The following is a 23,667-nucleotide window of genomic DNA, read 5'->3' on the forward strand; positions in this document are numbered from 1 at the left end:
GATTTATAAATTGTGTCAGCCTTGCTAAACTTCACGGCAAGCGGTCTCCGTTTTCGGTTATTGGTTTTGGTTTGCACCTCCAATTTTACCGGAAATGGCAGGCCGCTTTCTTGTCTTTGGGTAAATTTTCATGAAAAAAATCAGCTTATTTTGCCTGTCGCAAGAGTTCACCGTCGGTGAAGTTCTCCGACAGCGCTTAAACTGCGTTAAACCCCTATATTTATAGTGTTATTGGTGCTAAATGCCGGAAATTTATGCAACATTGGGGGTAACCAGGTATATGGAACAGCAAATCTACGATCAGGCTGAAAACGACCTCAACTAGAAACCTGCCGATAACCCGTATTGCTCCACCTAAAATCTCTTCCATGGCTACCCATCAAAATGCTTAACAGTTAATTCAAAAGACGTTGCTTTATATCTACCAGCTCACTATCCACAAACCTCTCGTGTTTCCGCCACCGGAATTTTTGTGGGAAATCAAAAAGTTATGCCTCTCTGGCGGATTTTTCAACAGATAGATAGTGCAGCGCTGCTTTATATCTCTCCCACGGATGTGCTTTTGATCATATTGGCAACCCCTTGAAAGTCAATGACTTAGCGGGAATTCTCCGTAGATAGACGAAGCTGCTGCTGAATTCGGCTGGTGATATATGGCATTCAGGCCAAGGCTGTATAGATAGTCAGTAATATGAAGTCACCCATGGGTGAATGGCCATCCAGGCTTGACCTGAAGCCTGCTCGGGGTTTTATTCTCCCGCCGGCTGTCGATCAACCGCCGGCGGAATCGACCGGATCCTGCTCCCTCGGGAATCCGCCCGGAGGTCTCACCCCAAGTTTTTCCCGGACAAACGCAGTGGATACCCGACCATGACCGAACTCAACGCCGACAGCCTTGCTCCCGCACCCGCGCGCTCTATGTGGCGCGAGCTCGGTGACGCCATCCGCGGCACCGAGGCGGACTACACCCGTATCGGCATGCGCCGCGCGGTATTCCTGCTCGCGGTGCCGATGATGCTGGAGCTGGTGATGGAGGCCACTTTTGCGGTGGTGGACATCTATTTCGTGGGCAAGCTCGGCGCCTCGGCGGTTGCCACCGTCGGCCTCACCGAAACCTACCTGTTCCTGCTCTACGCCATCGGCATCGGCATGGCCACCGCCGTCACCGCCATAGTGGCGCGCCGCGTCGGCGAGAAGAAAAAACACGAGGCGGGGCTCGCGGCGGTGCAGGCGATTTATATCGCGCTATTGATTTCGCTGCCCTTCGCTTGCGCGGGCATCTTCTACGCGCGGGAGCTGCTGGCACTGATGGGCGCGGACACCTGGAGCCTGGAGCAGGGCTACAAATACACCCAGTGGATGCTGGGCGGCAACGCGGTGATTGTGCTGCTGTTCGTGATCAACGCCGTCTACCGCGGCGCCGGGGACGCGGCGATTGCCATGCGTGTGCTGTGGATCGCCAACGGCATCAATATACTGCTCGATCCGATTCTGATTTTTGGCCTGGGGCCGATTCCCGCCCTGGGCGTGGAGGGCGCGGCCATCGCCACCAATATCGGGCGCGGCGTGGGCGTATTGATGCAGCTGTGGATACTTTTCCGCGGCGGCAAGCATATTCGCGCGCTGGGCTCGCAGCTGGTGTGGGATACGAAGGTGGCGCTCAATATCGTGCGCACCTCCCTGGGCGGTATCGGCCAGATGATCGTGGCCATGACTTCCTGGATTTTCCTGATGCGCATTCTCGCCGATGTGGGCAGCGAGGCGGTGGCCGGCGCCACCATCGCCGTGCGCATTATGATGTTCACGCTGATGCCCGCCTGGGGCCTGTCCAATGCCGCCGCTACGCTGGTGGGCCAGAACCTGGGCGCCGGGCAGGCGCAGCGCGCGGAATCCTCCGTGTGGCTGATCGGCCTGTACAACATGGTTTTCCTGCTCGGCGTGTCGGTAGTGTATTTCGTGTATCCCCGGGAGCTGATGGCGTTGTTCACCGCGGACCCGGCGGTGATCGCTATCGGCGGGGAGTGGTTGCGGATTCTCTCCTACTCCTATTTCGTGTACGGCTGGTGGATGGTCTCGATGCAGGCGTTCAACGGCGCCGGCGACACCGCCACCCCCACCAAAATCAACCTGGTGTTCTTCTGGCTGATCCAGATTCCGCTGTGCTGGTATCTGGCGGTGCCGCTGGACTGGCGGCACTCGGGGGTCTTCTGGGGAGTATTTATCACCGAGACTTCGGTGGGGTTGTTTACCCTGTGGCTCTTCTCGCGCGGCGGATGGAAGACCCGCGAAGTGTAGGTGCAATATTGTTGAGTTATGTCATTCAGAAGCCTTCTTGCAGACGAACAAGTGCGGAGCTCCGTAGCCGTTCGCCTGCAAGCAGGCTCCTACAGGGAGTTTCTCCCTAACTCAACGGTATTGGATTTAGACGCTCTACTTTCCTTGCGCACGCAGCAGCCCGGAGGCGGCGATGCCGCCGATGGCGCAGGCCAGCACGATCACCAGCGGGGTGAGCATGCCCAGGCGCAGTGCGCCAATGCCGTAGCCGCGCATGGGCAGCAGTAGCAAGAGCAGGATGCCGGCCGGAATCAGCGACAGGAAAAAGCCCCGCGTCAGCCAGGATCTTCGCCAGGGCAGCAGGAAAACCAGGCCGCAGATACCGCCCCAGACAATGCGCTGGTACAGGTAGGCGTTGGAGAGACGGGGAGCGATGTCCACGCCCACCCAGTGGGTAAAACCGTGGTGCCCCATGGCCCAGAGGCCTAGGGCGTAACAGAGGCCGCCGAAACAACCGGCGGCAAAACAGAGGGATAGATTCCGCAGGAATTCGCGCATCTTTTTCCTACACGTTGTTTTTTCGAATTGTTGAGCGGATAAGCAAAACGCAAACCGCCGTTCAGGTTAATGGTGGATGCGCTTCGCTTATCCACCCTACAGGCTTTGTGGCTACTCCGTTATTTTTCCTGAAGTTCGGCGCGCAGCTGCGCCAGCACCGGTGCCACCTGCGGCATCACTCCCCGCCAGAGCGCAAAGGATTCCGCGGCCTGGCCCACCAGCATGCCCAGGCCGTCCGCCACCTCGGCGCCGCGGTCGCGGGCCCAGCGCATAAACGGCGTGGGCTCGGCACCGTAGACCATATCGTAGGCTTTGCATCCGGGACCGATGATCTCCGGGGGCAGCGGCGGCAGTTCGCCGCCCAGGCTGGCGGAACTGGCGTTGATCACTAGATCGAAGCTGCCGGGAAAAACCTCCAGGCCGCCGGCGCTCAGGGCGCCGTAGCCATTTTGAGCGCCGCGGCTATTTTGAGCGCCGCGGCCATTCTGAGAGCCGTGACCGGCAAACTCTGCGACCAGCTGTTCGGCTTTCTGCACGGTGCGGTTGGCGATATGCACCAGCGCGGGTTCTTCGCCGAGTAGTGGCAGCAGTGCGCCGCGGGCGGCGCCACCGGCGCCAACCAGCAACATCTTTTTGTCGCGAATCGGCCAGCGCAGGTTGTGCAGGATATCCATCACCAGGCCGGCGCCGTCGGTGTTGTCGCCGAGCACGCTGCCGTCATCCTGTTTCGCCAGGGTGTTAACCGCGCCGGCGGCGCGGGCGCGTTCGGTGAGACGGTCGGCAAATTCGCAGGCATCCAGCTTGAACGGCACGGTGACATTCAGGCCGCGCCCGCCGGCGGCAAAAAAATTCCGCGCGAACTCCGCGAAACCGTCCTTTTCCACCAGTTGTTTTTCGTAGCGGATATCCTCGCCGGTCTGCGCGGCGAAAGCCCGGTGTATGCGCGGCGACAGCGAGTGGGCGATGGGGTTGCCGACGACCGCATAGTGATCTGTCATGGAGCCGCCTTTTTGCGTTGCGCACGCACCGCGGCGCGGATTTTCGTGGCCTCGTCTACCAGGATCATACTGTCGATTTTCAGCCCGCCTTCGGTTTCGCTCACCAGGTAGCGGGTGGTGGCACTGTAGAGTTCCGCGCTCTTGTCCCCCTCCGGGCGCAACAGTATCCAGTTGAGGGTCGCCAGGCTGCTGTTGCCGTTCAGTTCGATCACATCGGTTACGGTGCCGACGATCTGGCTCACCTGCAGGCGGCGGTAGGTGTGCAGCAGCTTGTCCACCTGCGGTATGAATTCGCTCCGCGCCACCGTCTGCTTGCTGCCGTCCTCGCGGTAGTAGTGCAGCGGAAAACGGTAGAAGTCCGCGATCTGGTCCGCATCGCCGATTTCAAAATGGCGGCGGTATTCCAGGAACAGTTTGTTGATGTCTTCCAGCCGTGCCTTGTGCAAAACAGCCTCCTGTCAGACCCAGTCCCGCGCGGGCAGGAAATCCGTGTACAGCTTCTCTTCCGCGGAGCCCGGTTCCGGCCGCCAGTCGTAGCGCCAGCGCACCAGCGCCGGCAGCGACATCAGGATGGACTCGGTGCGCCCGCCGCTCTGCAGCCCGAACAGGGTGCCGCGGTCATACACCAGGTTGAACTCCACATAGCGACCGCGGCGGTACAGTTGGAAATCCCGCTCGCGCTCGCCGTAGTCGGTGTCCTTGCGTTTTTGCATTATAGGCAGGTAGGCGTCCAGGTAGCTGTCGCCCACCGCGCGCATAAGCGCGAAGGCGTTGTCGAAACCGCCCTGATTGAAGTCGTCGAAAAAGAGCCCGCCCACACCGCGGGCTTCCTGGCGATGCTTGAGATAGAAGTAGTCGTCGCACCACTGCTTGAAGCGCGGGTGGATATCCTCGCCGAAGGGCGCGCATGCCTCCTTCGCGGTGCGGTGCCAGTGCACCGCATCCTCCTCGAAGCCGTAATAGGGGGTGAGGTCGTAGCCGCCACCGAACCACCACACCGGTTCGGCGCCGGGCTTCTGCGCCACGAACAGCCGCACGTTGGCATGGCTGGTGGGCACATAGGGATTGCGCGGGTGGATCACCAGGGATACGCCCATGGCCTCGAAGGAGCGCCCGGCCAGCTCCGGGCGGCTGACGGTGGCCGAGGGCGGCAGGCCGTCGCCGTACACGTGGGAGAAATTCACCCCGCCTTTCTCGATCACCGCCCCCTCTTCCAGCACCCGGGTGCGGCCACCGCCTCCGCCGGGCCTGTCCCAGCTGTCCTCGCGGAAGCTGTCGCCGTCTTCGGCGGCGAGGGTGTCGCAGATACGGTCCTGCAGGTCGAGCAGATAGGATTTGACGGCCTGAATGTCCGGTTCACTCATGGTGGGAAACTTCTTCTTTACTGGGAGGACCCCGGGCGCAACACGCTGCCGCTGATCAGATCGCGAATTTCGCTGGGGGACTGCCGGCCGCCGGTGGCGCCGCCGCCGACAAAGTCCAGAGCATCGCCGAAATAGCGTAGCACCTGGTATTTGTGCCTGGCGGGCTGGCAGCCGGTGGGGTTGGCCGAGGTGGATACGATAGCACCGCCGAAGGCGCGCGTTAATGCCGCGGTGAAGGGATGGTCGGTGCAGCGCAGCGCGACCGAGTGGTGCGCGCCGCTGATCCAGGGGGGCACGCGGCCGAAATGGGGCACCAGCCAGGTGACCGGGCCGGGCCAGGTTGCGTGCAATCGTTGCAACTGGGGTCCGCTGAGGCTTTCCAGCAACCCGGCGAAATCCGACTCGTCGCCGGAGACCAGGATCAGGCCCTTCTCCAGCGGGCGGTTTTTCAGCCGCAGCAGCCGCTCCACCGCCCGGGGATTGAAGGGGTCACAGGCCAGGCCCCACACGGATTCCGTGGGGTGCGCGATCACGCCCCCCGCGGCCAGGGCGCGGGCGGCCCGCTGCACGGCGAGGGGCGAGACAGCCAATCAGGCCTTCCGCTGTTGCAGGCTTTTCTGCAGCTCGGCGTCCTTGGCGACAATCGCCTCGGCATTGGCACGGCGCTCGTCCACCAGCTTCTTGTGCATCTCCGCATCCGCCACACCGATAATCTGCGCGGCCAGGTAGGCGGCGTTCTTGGCGCCGGCCTTGCCGATGGCCACGGTAGCCACCGGGATGCCGCCGGGCATCTGTACCGTGGACAGCAGCGCGTCCAGACCGTCCAGGGAGGCGTTGATGGGCACGCCGATCACCGGCTTGAGGGTGGTGGCGGACACCGCGCCGGCCAGGTGCGCGGCCATGCCCGCGGCGCAGATAAAGGCCGCGCAGCCGCGCTGGTCGGCATCGGTCACATAGTCGTGGGTGTTTTTCGGCGTGCGGTGGGCGGAGGTGACCTTGACCTCGTAGTCGATGCCGAACTTCTCCAGCACGCCGAAGGCGGCTTCCATGGTGGGCAGGTCGGAGTCGGAACCCATCAGAATGGCTACAAAAGGCTTGCTCATTTCAGCTCTCTCTACGTAGTCGAAGCGGGAAAGCGCGGCAATCTAGCGGATTGCGCTGGCTTGTACAAGTTATAGCCCGGCGCAAAAGAGGCGGCGCTCTCATTGGTAGACTGTCCACTGCCTCAGGTTTTGGAAATAAGGCCGGCCACTCGTATAGTAACTACCCCCGGCTTCTACCCGGAGCCCTCGTAGTTAGCCCAAGGCCTCCCTTTCATGAGACCCATAGAACAACAATTCTTCAATGACCTGGAAAAGAAACTCTGGACGTCCGCCGACAAGCTACGCTCCAACCTGGACGCCGCCGTCTACAAGCACGTAGTTTTGGGGCTTATTTTCCTCAAATACGTCTCCGACGCCTTCGAAGAGCGGCAGCGAGAACTGCGCGCGCAGTTCACAGATCCCGACCACGACTACTACATGGACCCCGCCGATTTCGGCGGCGAGGACAGCGAGGACTACCAGCAGGCCCTGGACGAGGAGCTGGAGATTCGCGACTACTACACCGAGAAGAACGTCTTCTGGGTACCGCGAGAGGCCCGCTGGCAAACCCTGCGCGACTGCGCCCAACTCCCTCCCAAATCCCCCCTGCCCTGGAACAAGCCCGGCAAGCCCAAGGAAGGAGAAGAACCCGAGCCCGAGGAGATGCGCTCAGTAGGCTGGCTGATCGACAATGCCATGGAGGCCGTAGAGCGGGAAAACAGCCGCCTGAAGAACGTGCTTAACAAGGACTTCGCCCGCGTCCAGCTCGACTCCTCCAAACTGGCCGAGCTGATCACCCACTTCTCCGACACCGACTTCTCGGCCCGGGAATACAGGGGCCAGCCGCTGGAGCTGAAGTCCAAGGATATCCTCGGCCATGTGTACGAATACTTCCTCGGCCAGTTCGCCCTGGCCGAGGGCAAGAAGGGCGGCCAGTACTACACCCCCAAGAGCATCGTCACCCTGATCGTGGAAATGCTGCAGCCGTTCAAGGGCCGCGTCTACGACCCGGCCATGGGCTCCGGCGGCTTCTTTGTGCAGAGCGAAGAATTCATCGCCGAGCACGGCGGCAGAGTGAAGAACGGCAAGCGCGATATCAGCGTCTACGGCCAGGAGAGCAACCCCACCACCTGGCGCCTGGCGGCCATGAACATGGCCATCCGCGGCATCGACTTCAACTTCGGCGGCGGCCCGGCGGACACCATGCTCAACGACCTGCACCCGGACCTGCGCGCAGACTACGTAATGGCCAATCCACCCTTCAACATGAAGGAGTGGTGGAGTGAAAAACTGGCCAAAGACCCGCGCTGGATCGCCGGCACCCCACCCGCCGGCAATGCCAACTTCGCCTGGCTGCAGCATATGCTCTTCCACCTGGCCCCCACCGGCAGCATGGCGCTGCTGCTGGCCAACGGCTCCATGAGTTCCAACACCAACAACGAAGGGCAGATTCGCAAGCAGCTGATCGAAGACGACTATGTGGAGTGCATGGTGGCCCTGCCCGGCCAACTGTTCACCAACACCCAGATCCCCGCCTGCATCTGGTTCCTCACCCGCGACAAGCAGAACGGCTTCTCCCTGGACAAAAGAAAGCGCGACCGCCGCGGCCAGTTCCTGTTCATCGACGCCCGCCAATTGGGCTTTATGAAAGACCGCGTACTGCGCGACTTCACCGGCGACGATATCCGCAAAATCGCCGACACCTTCCATGCCTGGCAGCGGGGAGAAGGTTATGAGAACGAACCCGGTTACTGCTATTCCGCCACCCTGGAGGAAATCCGCAAGCATGAGCATGTGCTCACCCCGGGGCGCTATGTGGGCGCCGCCGCGCAGGAGGAAGACAGCGAACCCTTCGCCGACAAGATGCAGCGGCTCACGGCGCAACTGGAGGAACAGTTCGCCGAGAGCGCCAGACTGGAAGCGGAAATCAAAAAGAACCTGGCCGGCCTGGGTCTCTGGAGCAGCGGTACATGAACGCCAGGGAACTGCTGGAAAGCCTGAACCTGCTGGACGAGAACGAGTGTATCGAAGCCAAATCCGCCCGGGAAATCGGCAAGTCGATACTGGAAACCGTGTGCGCCTTCGCCAACGAACCCGGCCTCGGCGGCGGCTGGCTGTTGCTGGGCGTAGTCCGCGAGGAACTGGCCCTGTTTCCCGGTTATGAGGTGCAGGGGGTACCCAACCCCGACCAGCTCAGCGCCGATCTCGCCAGCCAGTGTGCCACCACGTTCAACACTCCCCTGCGCCTGGAAATCAGCACGGAAATGCTGGACGACAAACCGGTCATCACCGTGTTCGTGCCCGAAGCCGCGCCCCAGGACAAGCCCATCTACTTCAAGTCCGCCGGCCTGCCCAGGGGCGCCTTCCGCCGTATCGGCAGCAGTGACCAACGCTGTACCGAGGACGACCTGGAAACCCTGTACCAGTCGCGCCGGCACGAAAGCTTCGATATCGGCCTGCTGGCTGACGCCACCATAGGCGACCTGGACGAAGACGCCATCGACGACTACCGCCGCGCGCGCGCCGAGGCCAACCCGGACGCGGAGGAACTGCGCTGGTCGGATGGGGAACTTCTGCAGGCCCTGAGCGCCACCCGCCGCGACACTTCCGGAAAGTGGCGGCCCACCGTGGCCGGGCTGCTGTTGTTCGGCAAGACCATCGCCCTGCGCCGCTGCTTCCCCATGACCCGGGTGGACTATATCCGCGTGCCCGGTCGCGAGTGGGTGCCGCACCCTGAACGCCGCTTCGATACGGTGGAACTGCGCGGCCCCCTCTTCCCCCTGCTGCGCCGCACCCAGGCCGCCATCCTCGACGACCTGCCCAAGGCCTTTGGGCTGGAAGAGGGCGCCCTGCAGCGCACCGACAAACCGGTGATCCCCCTGCGCGCCCTGCGCGAAGCCCTGGTCAACGCCCTGATGCACCGCAGCTACCGGGCCCAGGCCCCGGTGCAGGTAATCCGCTACGCCAACCGCCTGGAGATCCGCAACCCCGGCTTCTCCCTCAAATCGCCGGAACACCTGGGCGAACCGGGCTCCATGCCCCGCAACCCCGCCATAGCCGCGGTGTTGCACGACACCCGTTTCGCGGAAACCAAGGGCAGCGGCATCCGCGCCATGCGCGAGGCCATGGAAGAGGCCGGACTGGTACCGCCACTGTTTGAGTCCGACCGCGGGCGTGACCAGTTCGTCACCCACTTCTTCTTCCACCATTTCCTGGGTGAGGAGGATATCCGCTGGCTGACCCGCTTCCGCGACCTCCACCTCTCCGACGAGGAAGCCCGCGCGCTGGTGCTGATCCGCGAAGTGGGCGCCATCGACAACGCCAGCTACCGCGCCCTGAACAAGGTGGATGCCCTGACCGCCAGCGCCGCCCTGCGCCGGCTGCGCGACGCCGGCCTGATCACCCAGAAGGGCCGCGGCTCCGCCACCTGGTACCAGCCCACGGAGACACTGACCGGTGAGCCGGAAGACGGTCAGGCTGAAGAAACGGAAGCCTTATCCAGTAAGTCGGACCCCTTATCCAGTAAGTCGGACCCCTTATCCAGTAAGCCGGATACCTTATCCAGTAAGCTGCAGGCGGAAAGAAACACCCTGCTGGACCAGCTGCCCGGCCAGATGGCCGCACGCATCGGCGCCATAGGCCAGCGCCACCCGCCGGAGCAGGTGCGGGAACTGGTAGTGGAACTCTGCCGCCTGAGAGCCTGGCAGGCGGAAGAACTGGCCCTGCTGCTCAACCGCAAGCCGGAAACCATCCGCCAGGACTATTTGCGCCCACTGCTGGCACAGGAGCGGATTGTGATGACTATTCCGGACAAGCCGAAGTCGCCGCAGCAGGCGTATCGTAGTGTGGAAGGCAATGAATGACACAATTTAAAAGAAAATTTGGTGAGGTTACATTGTGAGCCACACTCATGAACAGCTTTCCGATCTGTGCGAAGCAATTGTTGACTGCCCTCATTCAACACCAGTTTGGACAAATACCGGTTATGTAGTATTACGAAATCAAAATATACGCGACGGGCGTTTAGATTTATCCCAACCAAGTTATACGGATGAGAAGCATTTTCTTCAAAGGATCAGGCGACTTGCACCGCAGCCAGGGGATATAGTCATAACACGGGAAGCCCCCATGGGGGAAGTTTGCAAAATCCCTGATGGTTTAACTTGCTGCCTAGGGCAAAGGCAAGTTCTGCTACGCCCCAAAAATACGGTTGACCCCAACTATTTGCTTTACGCTCTGCAATCACCGCATGTCAAAGAGCAAATCAGCTGGAATGAAGGAACTGGGTCAACAGTAAGCAATATTAGAATCCCTGTCCTGTCGGCGATAAAAATTCCTAGGCACGGAGAACGCGAAGAGAAAATAGCTGAAGTATTGGCATTACTTGACGGAAAAATCGATCTAAATCAACAAACCAACCAAACCTTGGAAGCCACGGCCCAAGCTATCTTCAAATCCTGGTTCGTCGATTTCGAGCCGGTAAAGGCCAAGATTGCCGCCATCGAGCAGGGCCAGGACCCGCTGCGCGCCGCCATGCGCGCCCTCAGCGGCAAGACAGATGCCGAACTGGAGCAGATGCCCGGCGAGCAATACGACCCGCTCGCGGCTACTGCCGCACTATTTCCCGAAGAAATGCAGCCATCGAAGCCAGGAGAAATTCCTAGAGGTTGGAATCCCTGCACACTCGGCGACCTTGTTGATCTGAATCCAAAAGAAAAACTCCCTAAAGGTACGGTCGCACCCTACATAGACATGGCTTCACTTTCCACATCGGGCAGCTGGTCAGAAGCACCCGTTTTGCGAGAGATGGGCAGCGGCACCAAGTTTCGCAACAAAGACGTATTATTGGCTCGAATTACCCCATGTCTTGAAAATGGAAAAACCGCTTATATCCAAAACTTACCAGGTGAAACAATCGGATGGGGATCAACCGAGTTTATTGTAATGCGCGCTAGGAACGCTGTACCCCCAGCATTCCCCTATATATTAGCGAGAAGTGAAAACTTCCGTACCTTCGCAATTCAAAGCATGACCGGAACATCCGGACGACAGCGGGCGCAAGCGAAAGTAATTGCTGAATATAGTCTAGCTGACCCAGGCACACAGATTTGGCATGCTTTTAACGAGACAATGACGCCATTTTTCGAGGAAATTAGAAGCCGATCTGAAGAGATTGTTTCACTCTCCGAGCTTAGAGACACCCTGCTGCCGAAACTCCTGTCCGGCGAGTTACAAGTGCCTATAGGAAAACAAGAAACTGAAACTAGAGCCTGATAATGGACATCAAAAAGCTACGAGACAGCAAAATAATCGTAGACAGGGTCGAAGAAACCTTACAGGCAGCTTATGCTTCCAACCAAGACTTCAACTCCGCCCTGGATGAAATGGAACCGCTTTCATTCAAAGGAATTCGAGACCCGGAGCACATCTACAGCTATACGCCCAGCGAAATCCTCTACTGGGCCGATCGCAATGCCTATCTCGACGAGCTGGACCACTGGGACGGCCAGAGACAAACGCACGAGCACCAGCAGGCTATCCATTTCATCAAGGAGTCTGAGCAAACTCCGGTTTTTCTAGACCTGGTGGACGCCATTCGTCTCAACCGGATTACCCCCTTTGTGGGCGCGGGACTCTCCAGGGCATGTGGTTATCCCATGTGGGGCGAGGCCCTGCGGAAGATGGCGGTCAGGCTGGAGGGGTTCGGCGTGGCGGATATCGCGCCCATGCTACAGGAATTCGATTACCTGAAAGCGGCGCAGATGCTCTACGAGGCTTCCGCCGAACAAGTGAACAACTTTATTCGAACCGAATTCCGCCAGCGCTCTTCGGCGGGCAGTGGGCCAGTCATGTTACTGCCGGAACTGTCCAGCGGTTGCGTAGTTACAACCAACTTCGATTCGGTAATTGAAGATCTTTTTTCCAGCCGGGGGAGTCCCCTGGATGGCTATATGTACGGCATGCAACCCGGCAACAACTTTGTGCAACGCCTGCTGCGCGGAGAGCGTTGTATCCTGAAGCTGCATGGCGATGCACGCCAGGAGAACAGCTACGTTTTTACCGCACAGCAATATCAGGCCGCTTATGGAGACCCCATATCTTTCCAGAATCAGCTACCTCGTGCATTGCGCCAGATTTTTATCAGCAATTCACTGCTGTTTTTGGGTTGCAGCCTGGAACAGGACAGGACGTTGGATCTGTTCAAATCGGTTGTGGATGAAGCCGAGTTTGAAATCCCCGATCACTTTGCACTCTTGAACAAACCAGGCAACCAGGAAGAAACCGCACAAAAAGAAGCCCGTCTGTTCAAGTTGAAGATTCGCCCCCTTTGGTATGAGACGCCGGATGGTGATCACTCCCTGCTTGAACATATTCTGAAACTGGCCATCGCGGTCGCCCGCAAGCAAGTGGTGTTCGAATGACAATCACCGAACATAAGCTCGAAAACCTCTGCATAGACTGGTTCCGCGACCTCGGCTGGCACTACGCCCACGGCCCGGACATAGCCCCGGACAGCGACGCCCCCGCCCGCGGCGACCACCGCGAAACCGTATTGCGCGAGCGACTGCTGGCGACACTGGCGCGCATCAACCCGCAGATTCCCACCGCTGCCCTGGAGCAGGCCGCCCACGAACTGTTGACGGTTAGTGACCCGCTGCTGACCGCGCGCAACCGCCGTATGCACCGGCTGTTGCTTGAGGGTATTGCCGTTGAGTTTGAACCCTCTCCCCCCGCCCCTCTCCCGCAAGCGGGAGAGGGGGGCAAGAAAACCGACCTGGTGCACCTGATCGACTTCGCCGAGCCGCGCAACAACGATTTCCTGCTGGTAAGTCAGTTCACCGTGACCGACCAAAAGAAGCAGCCGCGCCGCCCGGATCTTGTGGCCTTCGTCAACGGCCTGCCGCTGGCGGTGATCGAACTGAAGAACCCGGCCGCCGAGCAGGCGGATATCTGGGATGCCTTCAACCAGATACAGACCTACAAGGCGAAGATTCCCGATCTGTTCAATGCCAATGTGGCGGCGGTGGTCAGCGACGGCTTTACCGCGCGCCTGGGCTCTCTCACCGCCAACCGGGAGCGAATGCTGCCCTGGCGCGCCATCAGCGGCGAGGACGACCGGCCGCGCCTGGAGTTCGAACTGGAGACGCTGGTGCGCGGCTTCTTCTCCCCCGGGCTGCTCCTGGACTATGTGCGCCACTTCATACTGTTCGAGCAGGACGGCGACCAGATCATCAAGAAGATCGCCGGCTATCACCAGTTCCACGCGGTGCGCGAGGCGGTGAAGGCCACGGTGGTCGCGGCCAGATATCCGCAGAAAACCCTGCTGGAAGTGTCGGAGCCGCGCGCCACTTACGGGGATGAGGTGCAGCCCGGCAGCCGCAAGGCGGGGGTGGTTTGGCACACCCAGGGTTCGGGCAAGAGCATCACCATGGCCTGCTACGCGGGCAAGCTGCTGCAACAGCCACAGATGAAGAATCCCACCCTGGTGGTGGTAACCGACCGCAACGACCTGGATGGGCAATTGTTCGGCACCTTCTGCGCCGCCGAAGATCTGCTGCGGCAGACGCCGGTACAGGCGGGCAGCCGCGGCGAGCTGCGCGAGATACTGGCCTCTCGCGGCGCGGGCGGCATCGTCTTTACCACGGTGCAGAAGTTCGCGCTGCTGGATGAAGAGGAACAGCACCCGCTGCTCTCGGAACGCAGCAATATAGTAGTGATTTCCGACGAGGCGCACCGCAGCCAGTACGGCACCAAGGGCCGGCTGGATACCAGGACCGGCAAGTACGTGTTCGGCTATGCCAAGCACCTGCGCGACGCACTGCCAAACGCCACCTTTATCGGCTTTACCGGCACCCCCATCGCGCTGGAAGACAAGGACACCCGCGCGGTATTCGGCGACTACGTCAGCATCTACGATATCCAGGACGCGGTGGACGACGGTGCCACCGTGCCCATCTTCTACGAGAGCCGCCTGGCGAAACTGGACGTAAACCAGGCCGAGATAGACGCGCTCAACGCCCAGGTTGACGAGGTCATCGAAGACGAGGAAGACATAGCCGCCCGCGAGAAAACCAAGAGCGAGTGGACCCAGCTCGCCAAGCTGGTGGGCGCCGAGCCGCGCCTTGCCCAGGTGGCCTCGGATCTGGTACAGCACTTCGAGACACGCACTGCGACGCTGGAAGGCAAGGGCATGGTGGTATGCATGAGCCGCGATATCTGTGCCGGCCTGTACAACGCCATCACCGCCCTGCGCCCGGAGTGGCACGACCCGGACCCGGAAAAGGGCACCATCAAGATAGTGATGACTGGCTCTGCGGCGGACAAGGAGCTGCTGCAGCCGCACCTCTACAGCCAGCAGGTAAAAAAGCGCCTGGAGAAGCGCTTCAAGGACCCGAAAGACCCACTGCGGCTGGTCATCGTGCGCGATATGTGGCTCACCGGCTTCGACGCACCCTGTTGCCACACCATGTACGTGGACAAGCCCATGCGCGGCCACAACCTGATGCAGGCCATCGCCCGCGTGAACCGCGTGTTCAAGGACAAGTCCGGCGGGCTGGTGGTGGACTATATCGGCATCGCCAGCGAGCTGAAGGCCGCACTCAAGACCTACACCGAGGCCAAGGGGAAGGGCGACCCCGCCCACAATGCGGCCGAGGCGCTGGCCCTGCTGCAGGAAAAGATGGATATCCTGCGCGGGCTGATGCACGGTTTCGACTACAGCGGTTTCGAGACGGACCCCATGGCCCTGCTGGTATCGGCGGCCAACCATATCCTCGGCCTGAAGGATGGCAAACAGCGTTTTCTGGATGCCGTTCTGCAGGTGAGCAAGGCATTTTCCCTGTGCGGCACCCTCGACTCAGCCGCCGCATTGCGCACGGAAATCGCCTTCTTCTCCGCCATCAAGGCCGCCATCGTCAAGTTCACCAGCGTGGACCGCAAGCGCACCGACGCGGACCGCCACAGCGCGCTCAAGCAGATACTCGACAACGCCATAGTCGCCGAGGGCGTGGCAGATGTTTTTGCACTGGCGGGACTGGATAAGCCCAATATCGGCCTGCTCTCGGACGAGTTCCTGGAAGACGTGCGCCAGATGAAGCATCGCAACCTGGCGGTGGAACTGCTGGAAAAGCTGCTGCGCGACGATATCCGCGCGCGCACCCGCAACAATGTGGTGCAGGAGAAGAAGTACGGAGACCGGCTGCTGGAAACCCTGCGCAAATACCACAACCGCTCCATCGAGACCGCCCAGGTCATCGAGGAACTGATCCAGATGGCCAGGGACTTCCAGGCTGCGCTGGAACGTGAGGAGGCCTTGGGGCTCAACCAGGACGAAGTCGCCTTCTACGATGCTCTGACCAATAACGAGAGCGCCGTCCGCGAACTGGGCGACGACACCCTCAAGAAGATCGCAGTCGAGATCACAGAGAAGCTGCGCAACAGCACTACAGTGGATTGGCAGGTGCGGGAGAGTGTGCGCGCCCGGCTGCGCATCCTGGTGCGCCGCACCCTGCAGAAGTGGAAGTACCCACCGGACAAACAGCTAGAGGCAGTCGAGTTGGTATTGAAGCAGGCAGAGTCGCTTTCGAATGCCTGGTCCAGCTTGGAATGAAAGGCGCTACACAGCTGATGGCTACCCTTGCCGAAGGCGATCGGCGTACTCCAGGGTGAAAGGGTTGCCGAGATCGGGAGTAAAAAAGACACCTTTCAGGCCGACATCTTCGATGATGTCCCTCAACCGCGATTGACAATAAAGACTCCGGTAGTTGTCAAACCTGGATCGAAAGACCGTGAATTCGGAAACTTTCCCTTCATGGAAGGCTATATTCTCCAAGTCACCCCATTCGTTTTTGACGCTCAGTTTTCGATCCAGTCCGCCCACATCTTCCGCAATTCGCAGGGGATTAAAAAGGTACCCGGTTGACTCGCCACACCTGACCGGGAGGAATTCACCATCGTCAGATAAGGTATCTTTCAGGACTTGAAAGGCTCGGTCATTCAGATAAAGCCTCCCATTGTGTTCGGAAATGTCGGGTACCGATTCGCCCCCGTCGACGCCGGTGACAAAGGAGACATCCAAAGGCTGCCAGGCGTTTTTGTAGCTTTTTGCCTCAAAGTTGACGTCGAACTGATTAGCTATGTTGTCACCAAATACGGCCCGACTTTGCTCGCGATCGAAGCACAGCATCCGGTATCGCTTGGTATCTGCATAGATCGATAGCAGTGCCATGGCTACAGCCCCATTTCAACGATGATGTGCCTCGGAATACTGCCGCTTTGCAGGCGCATACGCACCATTTTTAATGTTCGTACCAAGTCGTCGGCGCTTTTGATCGGCATTGGGTTGATCAGATCCCCCAACCACCGGTAATAGCTTTTCCTGTGAATTCGACTGTGGGGAACGGCGTTCTTCAACCAGTCCGGCATATGGACCCTGGCCTTGGTGTTGCGCGGCAACCAGCAGCCGTTGCGCGGGTCGTCGATGCGCATCAGGCACCAAGCCAGCACAGCGCGCACCATTGCCGATTCCGGATGGCCGCCCGAAACCATCGCGTGACAGTGACAGTATTCAGCTGGAGCGGGTCGCGGATCATTCGCGCCTTCCATATTCTCCGCCAACCGGGTCGAACAGTGCTTTTCTGTTTCCAGTTCCTGTGCGCTCATCGACAGGGCGTCGAAGCGGTACGCATCTATTTGGCACTGGATATCCACCTGGACTCGCACCGCATTCAGGTCTGCAAGGGTGGGATGGTCTTTCGCGGCGAAAGCCTCAATGACGCGATCGATCCGCGTTTTCTCGTAGACTTTCAGTGTACAAGCGGGTATCGACATGTGCAGAGTTCCGTTCTTTGTTGGCAGATTCGCAAAGTTTAACATTCAGGACCGGAAAGAGCAGGCCGGCGCGGCCGGGGGAAAATTGAATTTGGCCTGAGCCAACCCATCTTACGATTCCCCCAACAGCTCCGCAAACAAACGCCGCCGCTCTCACCACTTGCCGGGCGCTTCCGTCTTTTGCTCCAATTCCCTGCCAACAGCGGCGATAATCCGGTGCTGGACCTCGCCCACATTTCCCTCCAGTTCCGCAACCCGCGCCAGCATTTGCAGCAGCGACTCGCGTTGCTCCCGGGTGAAGGCCGCTTTGGTCGGTTCCAGTATATGTTTGATTTCCGCCTCTACATCCAGCACTTCCCGCAGCATATACACGGAGGCGGCGAAAAGCTCCGCGGCCTGCGGTTCCGTGAGATTAAACTCGCTGGAAAAGATATCGGTGATTTGCGCTTTCTGTTCGCGGGAAACTTCACCCTCGGCTTTCGCGATGGCCACCAGCAGCACCGCGGCGGCATCCACCGGCCTATCCAGGCGGTGCAGCGGCTTGGTGCCGAGCTGCTTCTGCCAGCTTCTTCTGCGCAGCCAGTAGAAGGGGTTGAAGGCATTGAGGTCGACGCCCGCATTCTGCAGGCGGTACAGCGCCCAGATGAGGCCACCGATAGCGGTAATCAGCCCAATCAATATATGCATTGTCTTCTCCTTTATTGTTTTTGTGTAACTGCTCACCCCTGTAGGAGCGGATGGCCGCCCCGCCGCTCCTACAGGGTGGCTCGCTTAAGCCAATGCAGGTTTCAGCCGAGTTGCAACAGGGTCGCCATCAGCGGCCCGGTGTCTTCGCCGGTATCCCGGGCAATCTGTTCGATACTGCGCAGGTCGCCGCCCAGGGTGGCAATTACCCGAAGCTGGTACTCCGCCAGTTGCGGGCCCGGCGTCGGGGGTCTGCGGTTGCGGCTCGGCCAGCAATCCGCCCAGTTACTCCGCTATGCCCGCGCTGGTCTCCACCAGTGCCGCCCTCTCCTTGATCATCCGGTGGCCGCCGCGGGCCATGGGATTGTAGACGGAGCCAGGGATGGCGAACACCTCGCGGTTCTGTTCCGCGGCCAGTCTTGTTGATCTCCGGCCTGGGCCTTGTGACCTTGTTACCGAAGGTCCCCACCATCGGAATGCCTGCAGCGACGCCAGATCCCTCTCTGGATGGCTCGTCGGTCTCAAGGCGGGCCGGCGCCTTAGCGACGTCAAGCTTTCAAGCCGGTGCTGGCTGGCTCCGGGAATGGGAGCAGGCAGCCCTGTCGATGCCCAGTCTCTTGATGCGGGAGGCGAGAGTGGTGGGCCTGATGCCCAGTAGCTCGGCAGCGCCATCGGCGCCGTAAATCTTGCCCCCGGTGCGGCGCAGGGCGTCCACAATGGCTTTGTAACGCAGGTTCTGGCAGTCCTCCTCGGTAATCATGTCCCGGTTGGTCGTGGTGGTGGGCAATTGTGTTATGGCGGCTGCACTGCTCGGCTCGTTGAGCAGCAGCTTGTCGCCCCGGCTGAGAATCACCTGGCGCTCGATCAGGTTCTCGAGTTCGCGGATATTGCCCGGCCAGTCGTGGGTCTGCAGCCGTTGCAGTTGGCCCAGGGTGATCTTCAGCTCGGGCTTGTGGAAACGCTGGCAGGTTTTCTTGAGAAAGTGTGCGGCCAGCAGGGGAATATCTTCCGGTCGCTCGCGCAAGGGCACGGAGCGAATCGGGAAGACGTTCAGGCGAAAGTATAGGTCCTCGCGGAATCGCCCCTGTTCCACCAGTTGTTTGAGATCGCGGTTGGTGGCGGCGATGACCCGGACATCCACGCTGCGGGTGCGGGACTCGCCCACCCGCTCGAACTCGCCGTCCTGCAGCACCCGCAGCAATTTGCCCTGCAATTCCAGGGGGATCTCCCCCACCTCATCCAGAAACAAGGTGCCGCCATCGGCCACCTCGAAGCGCCCCAGGCGATCGTTGACCGCACCGGAGAAGGCGCCGCGTATATGACCAAAGAACTCACTTTCAAACAGGTCGCGGGGAATGGCAGCGCAGTTGACCCTGACCAGCGGCCGGTGCTTGCGTTCGCTGGCGCTGTGAATGGCCCGGGCGATCAACTCCTTGCCGGTGCCCGATTCGCCGTTGATCAGGACCGTGGCCACCGTCGGGGCCACCAGCTGGATCTGCTGTACGGTGTGCTGGACGGCGGGGCTGCGCCCCACGATATGATGCGAGTTGTAGCCCTCGCTGATCTCTTCCTGCAGGTAGGCGTTTTCCAGTTCGAGTTTGTGCTTGAGCTGCTCGACCTCTTTCAGGGCGTTGCGCAATCTGGCTTCGGCAGTCTTGCGGTCGGAGACATCGCGAAACACCACCACCGCGCCCACCAGCCTACCGTTGTCCATGATCGGTGTGCTGGTGTACTCCACGGGAATGGCGCGGCCGCTCTTGCACCAGAACATCTCGTCATCCACCTGGCGCACGGCGCCGTCCTTGAAGGCGGCAAAGATGGGGCAATCCTGCACACAGTAATCGGAGCCATCCGGGTGGGTGTGGTGAATGGCCAGGTGGATATTCTTGCCGATCAGTTCCTTCGCCTTCCAGCCCAGCAGGCGCTCTGCGGCCGGGTTGACGAAGGTGGTGCGGCCCTCGGCATCCACGCCGTAAATACCCTCCCCGGCGGCGCTCAGGATCAGCTGGTTTTCCTTCTCAAAATCCTGAAAAACCTGGTGGATGCGCTGCCACTGCAAGCGTCCGAATCTGTGATGATGCTGTGCTTCCGAGCGCATGCGCCACTGTTGATACAGATATTTGTCCCGCAGGGACAGCGCCAGCCAGGGCGACTCTGTGGGCAACTGGCAAAGACTGCCGTTGATTTCCAGCTCCAGGGTTTCCTGTCCGGGCGTCAATGCGCTGAGCTCATCGCTGAGGGCATGGCCGTTGTACAGCACCGCCTCGGTGAACACGTGCAGCTGGGGCAGGCAGCCCCGGAAGCTGCTGCTGACCCGGGTATTCAGCAGTGTCGGTTCATCGATGCCCAGCAGTTCGCAGGCCAGTTGATTGGCGCACACAAAACGATCCTCGGCCGGATCGATAATGATCACGGCTTCCGGCAGGTTCTCCAATAGCCCCTTTAGTGCATTTAGCATTGCCGTGCCCCCTCAGCGTCATTGATGCAGTTTTACAACGAAAAATCGTGCCAAGTGCAACGAAAAATCGCTGCCAACGAGAATTCGTTGCTCGTGCAGAGCCGGTGGAATTAATTTTTCTCTTTCTTTTCAAGGGGTTAGCGATCTCCTGCAACTTGGCACACTACTCGCAATATACCGGGCAAGCACCCTGGCGCGCCGTACTTTGCCGGCCACGTTTTTTTGGGTGCAACGCAACCTCAGTTCGGGTTACGAAACAGTGCACAAATGCATCATATGGGGGCATAGCTATGAGTAACAAAAGTCTTGGCAATCCTTTCGACAGCAGTGTGTCTTTACAGCATTCGCGCGGCTGCGGTTGTAGCGCCTGTGCGACTGACAAGGGCGCCAGCGCCTATAAGGCCGACACAGAAGCGGCGACCACGGATCTGGTGACTCCCGAAGACTATATGGATCGCGCCGTGGAAAGTGCGATTGTGCGGGGCATATTCCAGCACGACGATTTCAACCGGCGCCGGTTTCTGAAGATGGTGGGCGGTGGGACACTCGCCGCGGCCCTGGGATCGCTGCTGCCGCTGGGTGCGGTCAAGGCCGCGGTCAAGGAATCCAGCGGGCCCCTGGAGAAGAAAAAGCTGAATGTGGGGTTTGTGCCCATTACCTGCGCCACCCCGATTATCATGGCGCAGCCTATGGGTTTTTATGCCAAGTACGGGTTGGATGTGGATGTCATCAAGACCGCGGGCTGGGCCGTGGCGCGGGATAAATCCCTGGCCGGCGAATACGATGCCTCGCATATGCTGACCCCCATGCCCCTTGCCATGACCATGGGCGCGGGCTCGACGGCCAAACCCTTCCTTATGCCCGCGGTGGAAAACATCAACGGCCAGGCGATAGTGCTGCATGTGGACCACAAGGACAAGCGCGACCCCAAGCAGTGGAAAGGCTTCAAGTTCGGTGTGCCTTTCGACTACTCCATGCACAACTTTCTGCTCCGCTATTATGTCGCGGAGCACGGGCTGGACCCGGACAAGGATATCCAGATCCGCGTGGTACCGCCGCCGGAAATGGTGGCCAACCTGCGCGCGGGCAACCTCGATGGCTACCTGTCGCCGGACCCCTTCAACCAGCGCGCGGTATGGGAGAAGGTTGGTTTTATTCACATGCTGACCAAGGACATCTGGGAGGGCCATCCCTGTTGCGCCTTTGCCTGCAGCCGGGAGTTTGCCCACCAAAATCCCAATACCTACGCGGCGCTGCTCAAATCCATTGTCGACGCAACCCACTACTCGGCGAAGATGGAAAACCGCAAGGAAATTGCCGAAGCCATTGCGCCCACCAACTATTTGAACCAGCCGGTGCCGGTGATTGAACAGGTGTTGACCGGCCGTTACGCGGATGGTCTGGGCGAAGTCAAAAATTTTCCAGACCGTATCGACTTCGATCCCTTCCCCTGGCAGTCCATGGCGGTGTGGATTCTCACCCAGATGAAGCGCTGGGGTTACGTCAAGGGCGATGTCGATTACCAGAAAATTGCCGAGGACGTGTACCTGACCACCGATTGCGCCAACGTGATGCGCAGCCTGGGCTACGAACCGCCGGAAACCAGCTACCGCAGTCACATGATCATGGGCAAGGAGTTTGACTACACCAAGCCCGAGGCCTACGTGAACAGCTTCGCCATACGGAGAGATTCGTAATGGCTCAACAGTCACTGAGGGCGGCTATCCTCTCGGTGGTTTTTCTGGTTGTGGTGCTCGGCGTCTGGGAAGTTTCCAGCCAGGCGCCGGAGGCCAGTGAAGCCCTGACCGAATATGAAATGTTGATGGGCAGTGCCGATCAAGAAGCACGGGTACCACCGCCATCGGCGATTATCGTGCGTGCCTGGGAGCAGTTGAGCGATCCCTTTTACGACAAGGGCCCCAACGACAAGGGTATCGGCATTCAGCTGGGCTATTCCCTGTACCGGGTGTTGACCGGGTTCTTTCTGGCAGCGCTGATTGCCATACCCATCGGCTTTGTGATCGGCATGTCGCCACTCATGTACCGCGCGCTCAATCCCTATATCCAGATACTGCGGCCCATTTCGCCGCTCGCCTGGATGCCGCTCGCGCTGTTTATCATCAAGGATTCCGAAACCTCCGCAATCTTTGTGATTTTCATTTGCTCCATCTGGCCCATGCTGTTGAATACCGCCTTTGGGGTGGCCGGCGTGCGCAGCGATTGGATCAATGTGGCGCGCACCCACGAGCTGAGCCAATTGCGCACGGCATTTTCGGTGATCCTGCCGGCGGCGGCGCCCACTATCCTGACCGGCATGCGCATCTCCATCGGAATCGCCTGGCTGGTAATCGTCGCCGCGGAGATGCTGGTAGGCGGCACGGGTATCGGCTACTACGTGTGGAACGAGTGGAACAACCTCGATTTGACCAGCGTAATTTTTTCCATCCTGATGATCGGTCTGGTGGGTATGTTGCTGGATCTGGGGCTCAATACCGCCGCTCGTTTGGTCAAGTATCAGGAGTAGATGAGTTATGGCAAAGCATTTTGTACAAGTGGAAAGTCTCGCCAAGCGCTTTCCCGTCAAGGGTGCCGATCAACCGCTGACGGTTTTTGAAGGTGTGAATTTTGGCATCGACAAGGGCGAGTTCGTGTGCATTATCGGCCACTCCGGTTGCGGCAAGTCCACCATTATGAACACGCTGTCCGGGCTGGATACTCCATCCGACGGCGTAGTGATTATGGACGGCAGGGAAATTGCCGGCCCCAGTCTGGATCGTGGGGTGGTGTTCCAGAATTATTCCCTGCTGCCCTGGCTCACGACATTGGAAAACATCACCTTCGGCGTGCGCGCCCGCTGGCCGAATTGGTCAAAGCAAAAAATCCGCGAGCACAGCCGCGAGTACCTGTCTCTGGTGGGACTGCACGGGGTGGAAAATCGTAAACCTGCGCAATTGTCCGGCGGTATGCGCCAGCGGGTGTCCATTGCCCGCGCCTTCGCCACCCAGCCCAAGCTGCTGTTGCTGGACGAACCTTTCGGCGCGCTGGATGCACTGACCCGCGGTGTGATTCAGGATGAACTGGTGAGCATCTGCGCCAAAACCCAGCAGACCGTGTTTATGATTACCCACGATGTGGACGAAGCCATTTTTCTGGCCGACCGCATCCTGTTGATGAGCAATGGCCCGGACGCGGTCATTGCCGAAGATGTGCAGGTCGATCTACCGCGTCCCCGGGCGCGCGGGGAAATTATCAATGAACCCGGCTACTACAAGCTGCGCAACTATTTACTGGACTTCCTGGTCAATCGCGCCAAAACCGCCAATGCGGTTGTCGCCGGCCAGCCGCTGCCCAAAACCGTCAATCCCTTAACCACCGCACGGGGTGACTATGCGCCCCATACCGTTACTGCGTAACCCAGG

The 23,667-nt window shown here is 59.8% G+C and carries 20 protein-coding genes; 9 read left to right on the forward strand and 11 right to left on the reverse strand.

From position 1 onward, the window contains the following. Positions 1 to 870 precede the first annotated feature (870 nt). Positions 871 to 2,295 (forward strand): MATE family efflux transporter, encoded by a 1,425-nt coding sequence (locus ACRC0P_RS04475; protein ID WP_438628588.1) that lies wholly within the window; start codon positions 871 to 873, stop codon positions 2,293 to 2,295. Between the two features lie 135 nt (positions 2,296 to 2,430). On the opposite strand, the gene ACRC0P_RS04480 is transcribed toward ACRC0P_RS04475, so the two are convergent. The 6 genes from ACRC0P_RS04480 to purE form a co-directional block, all read right to left on the reverse strand. After that, on the reverse strand, positions 2,431 to 2,832 hold the full coding sequence (locus ACRC0P_RS04480; RefSeq protein WP_438628589.1) for a hypothetical protein: 402 nt from the start codon (positions 2,830 to 2,832) through the stop codon (positions 2,431 to 2,433). A 119-nt stretch (positions 2,833 to 2,951) separates the two neighbouring features. Beyond that, a complete protein-coding gene (gene aroE / locus ACRC0P_RS04485) occupies positions 2,952 to 3,830 on the reverse strand; it encodes a shikimate dehydrogenase (protein WP_438628590.1) in 879 nt (292 codons plus the stop codon). Next, positions 3,827 to 4,276, reverse strand: coding sequence for a hypothetical protein (locus ACRC0P_RS04490; RefSeq protein ID WP_438628591.1), 450 nt, complete (start codon positions 4,274 to 4,276; stop codon positions 3,827 to 3,829). The genes aroE and ACRC0P_RS04490 overlap by 4 nt, the downstream gene beginning before the upstream one ends. A gap of 12 nt (positions 4,277 to 4,288) precedes the next feature. After that, on the reverse strand, positions 4,289 to 5,194 hold the full coding sequence (gene hemF, locus ACRC0P_RS04495; RefSeq protein ID WP_438628592.1) for an oxygen-dependent coproporphyrinogen oxidase: 906 nt from the start codon (positions 5,192 to 5,194) through the stop codon (positions 4,289 to 4,291). Positions 5,195 to 5,211: 17 nt separating this feature from the next. Then, the gene (locus tag ACRC0P_RS04500) at positions 5,212 to 5,784 is read right to left on the reverse strand and encodes an L-threonylcarbamoyladenylate synthase (protein ID WP_438628593.1); all 573 of its coding nucleotides are present in this window, start codon (positions 5,782 to 5,784) and stop codon (positions 5,212 to 5,214) included. Further along, positions 5,785 to 6,297 carry a 5-(carboxyamino)imidazole ribonucleotide mutase gene (purE, locus tag ACRC0P_RS04505; protein ID WP_438628594.1) on the reverse strand — a complete coding sequence of 171 codons (513 nt, stop codon included), beginning with the start codon at positions 6,295 to 6,297 and terminating at the stop codon, positions 5,785 to 5,787. It abuts the gene before it with no gap. Between the two features lie 213 nt (positions 6,298 to 6,510). Here purE and ACRC0P_RS04510 point away from each other — a divergent pair, with 213 nt between their 5' ends. The 5 genes from ACRC0P_RS04510 to ACRC0P_RS04530 are packed head-to-tail and all read left to right on the forward strand — an operon-like array spanning position 6,511 to position 15,886. Continuing rightward, the gene (locus tag ACRC0P_RS04510; protein WP_438628595.1) at positions 6,511 to 8,250 is read left to right on the forward strand and encodes a type I restriction-modification system subunit M; all 1,740 of its coding nucleotides are present in this window, start codon (positions 6,511 to 6,513) and stop codon (positions 8,248 to 8,250) included. After that, positions 8,247 to 10,139: an ATP-binding protein gene (locus ACRC0P_RS04515; RefSeq protein ID WP_438628596.1), complete on the forward strand. Its 1,893-nt coding sequence runs from the start codon at positions 8,247 to 8,249 to the stop codon at positions 10,137 to 10,139. Before ACRC0P_RS04510 ends, ACRC0P_RS04515 begins: the two co-directional genes overlap by 4 nt. A gap of 34 nt (positions 10,140 to 10,173) precedes the next feature. Next, positions 10,174 to 11,550 carry a restriction endonuclease subunit S gene (locus ACRC0P_RS04520; protein ID WP_438628597.1) on the forward strand — a complete coding sequence of 459 codons (1,377 nt, stop codon included), beginning with the start codon at positions 10,174 to 10,176 and terminating at the stop codon, positions 11,548 to 11,550. Positions 11,551 to 11,552: 2 nt separating this feature from the next. Next, the gene (locus ACRC0P_RS04525; protein ID WP_438628598.1) at positions 11,553 to 12,698 is read left to right on the forward strand and encodes an SIR2 family protein; all 1,146 of its coding nucleotides are present in this window, start codon (positions 11,553 to 11,555) and stop codon (positions 12,696 to 12,698) included. Continuing rightward, the gene (locus ACRC0P_RS04530; RefSeq protein ID WP_438628599.1) at positions 12,695 to 15,886 is read left to right on the forward strand and encodes a type I restriction endonuclease subunit R; all 3,192 of its coding nucleotides are present in this window, start codon (positions 12,695 to 12,697) and stop codon (positions 15,884 to 15,886) included. The genes ACRC0P_RS04525 and ACRC0P_RS04530 overlap by 4 nt, the downstream gene beginning before the upstream one ends. 21 nt (positions 15,887 to 15,907) lie before the next feature. Here the strand turns inward: ACRC0P_RS04530 and ACRC0P_RS04535 are convergent, their stop codons facing one another. The 5 genes from ACRC0P_RS04535 to ACRC0P_RS04555 form a co-directional block, all read right to left on the reverse strand. Next, the gene (locus ACRC0P_RS04535; protein ID WP_438628600.1) at positions 15,908 to 16,504 is read right to left on the reverse strand and encodes a hypothetical protein; all 597 of its coding nucleotides are present in this window, start codon (positions 16,502 to 16,504) and stop codon (positions 15,908 to 15,910) included. A 2-nt stretch (positions 16,505 to 16,506) separates the two neighbouring features. Beyond that, the gene (locus tag ACRC0P_RS04540; protein WP_438628601.1) at positions 16,507 to 17,106 is read right to left on the reverse strand and encodes an AHH domain-containing protein; all 600 of its coding nucleotides are present in this window, start codon (positions 17,104 to 17,106) and stop codon (positions 16,507 to 16,509) included. A 153-nt stretch (positions 17,107 to 17,259) separates the two neighbouring features. Then, on the reverse strand, positions 17,260 to 17,793 hold the full coding sequence (locus tag ACRC0P_RS04545; protein ID WP_438628602.1) for a TerB family tellurite resistance protein: 534 nt from the start codon (positions 17,791 to 17,793) through the stop codon (positions 17,260 to 17,262). A 101-nt stretch (positions 17,794 to 17,894) separates the two neighbouring features. Then, positions 17,895 to 18,020 (reverse strand): hypothetical protein, encoded by a 126-nt coding sequence (locus ACRC0P_RS04550; protein WP_438628618.1) that lies wholly within the window; start codon positions 18,018 to 18,020, stop codon positions 17,895 to 17,897. Positions 18,021 to 18,346: 326 nt separating this feature from the next. Beyond that, positions 18,347 to 20,248: a sigma 54-interacting transcriptional regulator gene (locus ACRC0P_RS04555; RefSeq protein WP_438628603.1), complete on the reverse strand. Its 1,902-nt coding sequence runs from the start codon at positions 20,246 to 20,248 to the stop codon at positions 18,347 to 18,349. 290 nt (positions 20,249 to 20,538) lie between these two features. Between ACRC0P_RS04555 and ACRC0P_RS04560 the strand changes: the two genes are divergently transcribed. From ACRC0P_RS04560 to ACRC0P_RS04570, 3 genes are read left to right on the forward strand one after another with little or no spacing between them, the layout of a single operon-like run. Further along, a complete protein-coding gene (locus ACRC0P_RS04560; RefSeq protein ID WP_438628604.1) occupies positions 20,539 to 21,945 on the forward strand; it encodes an ABC transporter substrate-binding protein in 1,407 nt (468 codons plus the stop codon). Further along, complete coding sequence (ntrB, locus tag ACRC0P_RS04565; RefSeq protein WP_438628605.1) at positions 21,945 to 22,772, forward strand: nitrate ABC transporter permease; 828 nt, start codon at positions 21,945 to 21,947, stop codon at positions 22,770 to 22,772. The genes ACRC0P_RS04560 and ntrB overlap by 1 nt, the downstream gene beginning before the upstream one ends. Positions 22,773 to 22,779: 7 nt before the next feature. Then, positions 22,780 to 23,661 (forward strand): ABC transporter ATP-binding protein, encoded by an 882-nt coding sequence (locus ACRC0P_RS04570; RefSeq protein ID WP_438628606.1) that lies wholly within the window; start codon positions 22,780 to 22,782, stop codon positions 23,659 to 23,661. Positions 23,662 to 23,667 lie beyond the last annotated feature (6 nt).

The organism is Microbulbifer sp. (genome assembly GCF_051659245.1).
Taxonomy (GTDB): Bacteria; Pseudomonadota; Gammaproteobacteria; order Pseudomonadales; family Cellvibrionaceae; genus Microbulbifer.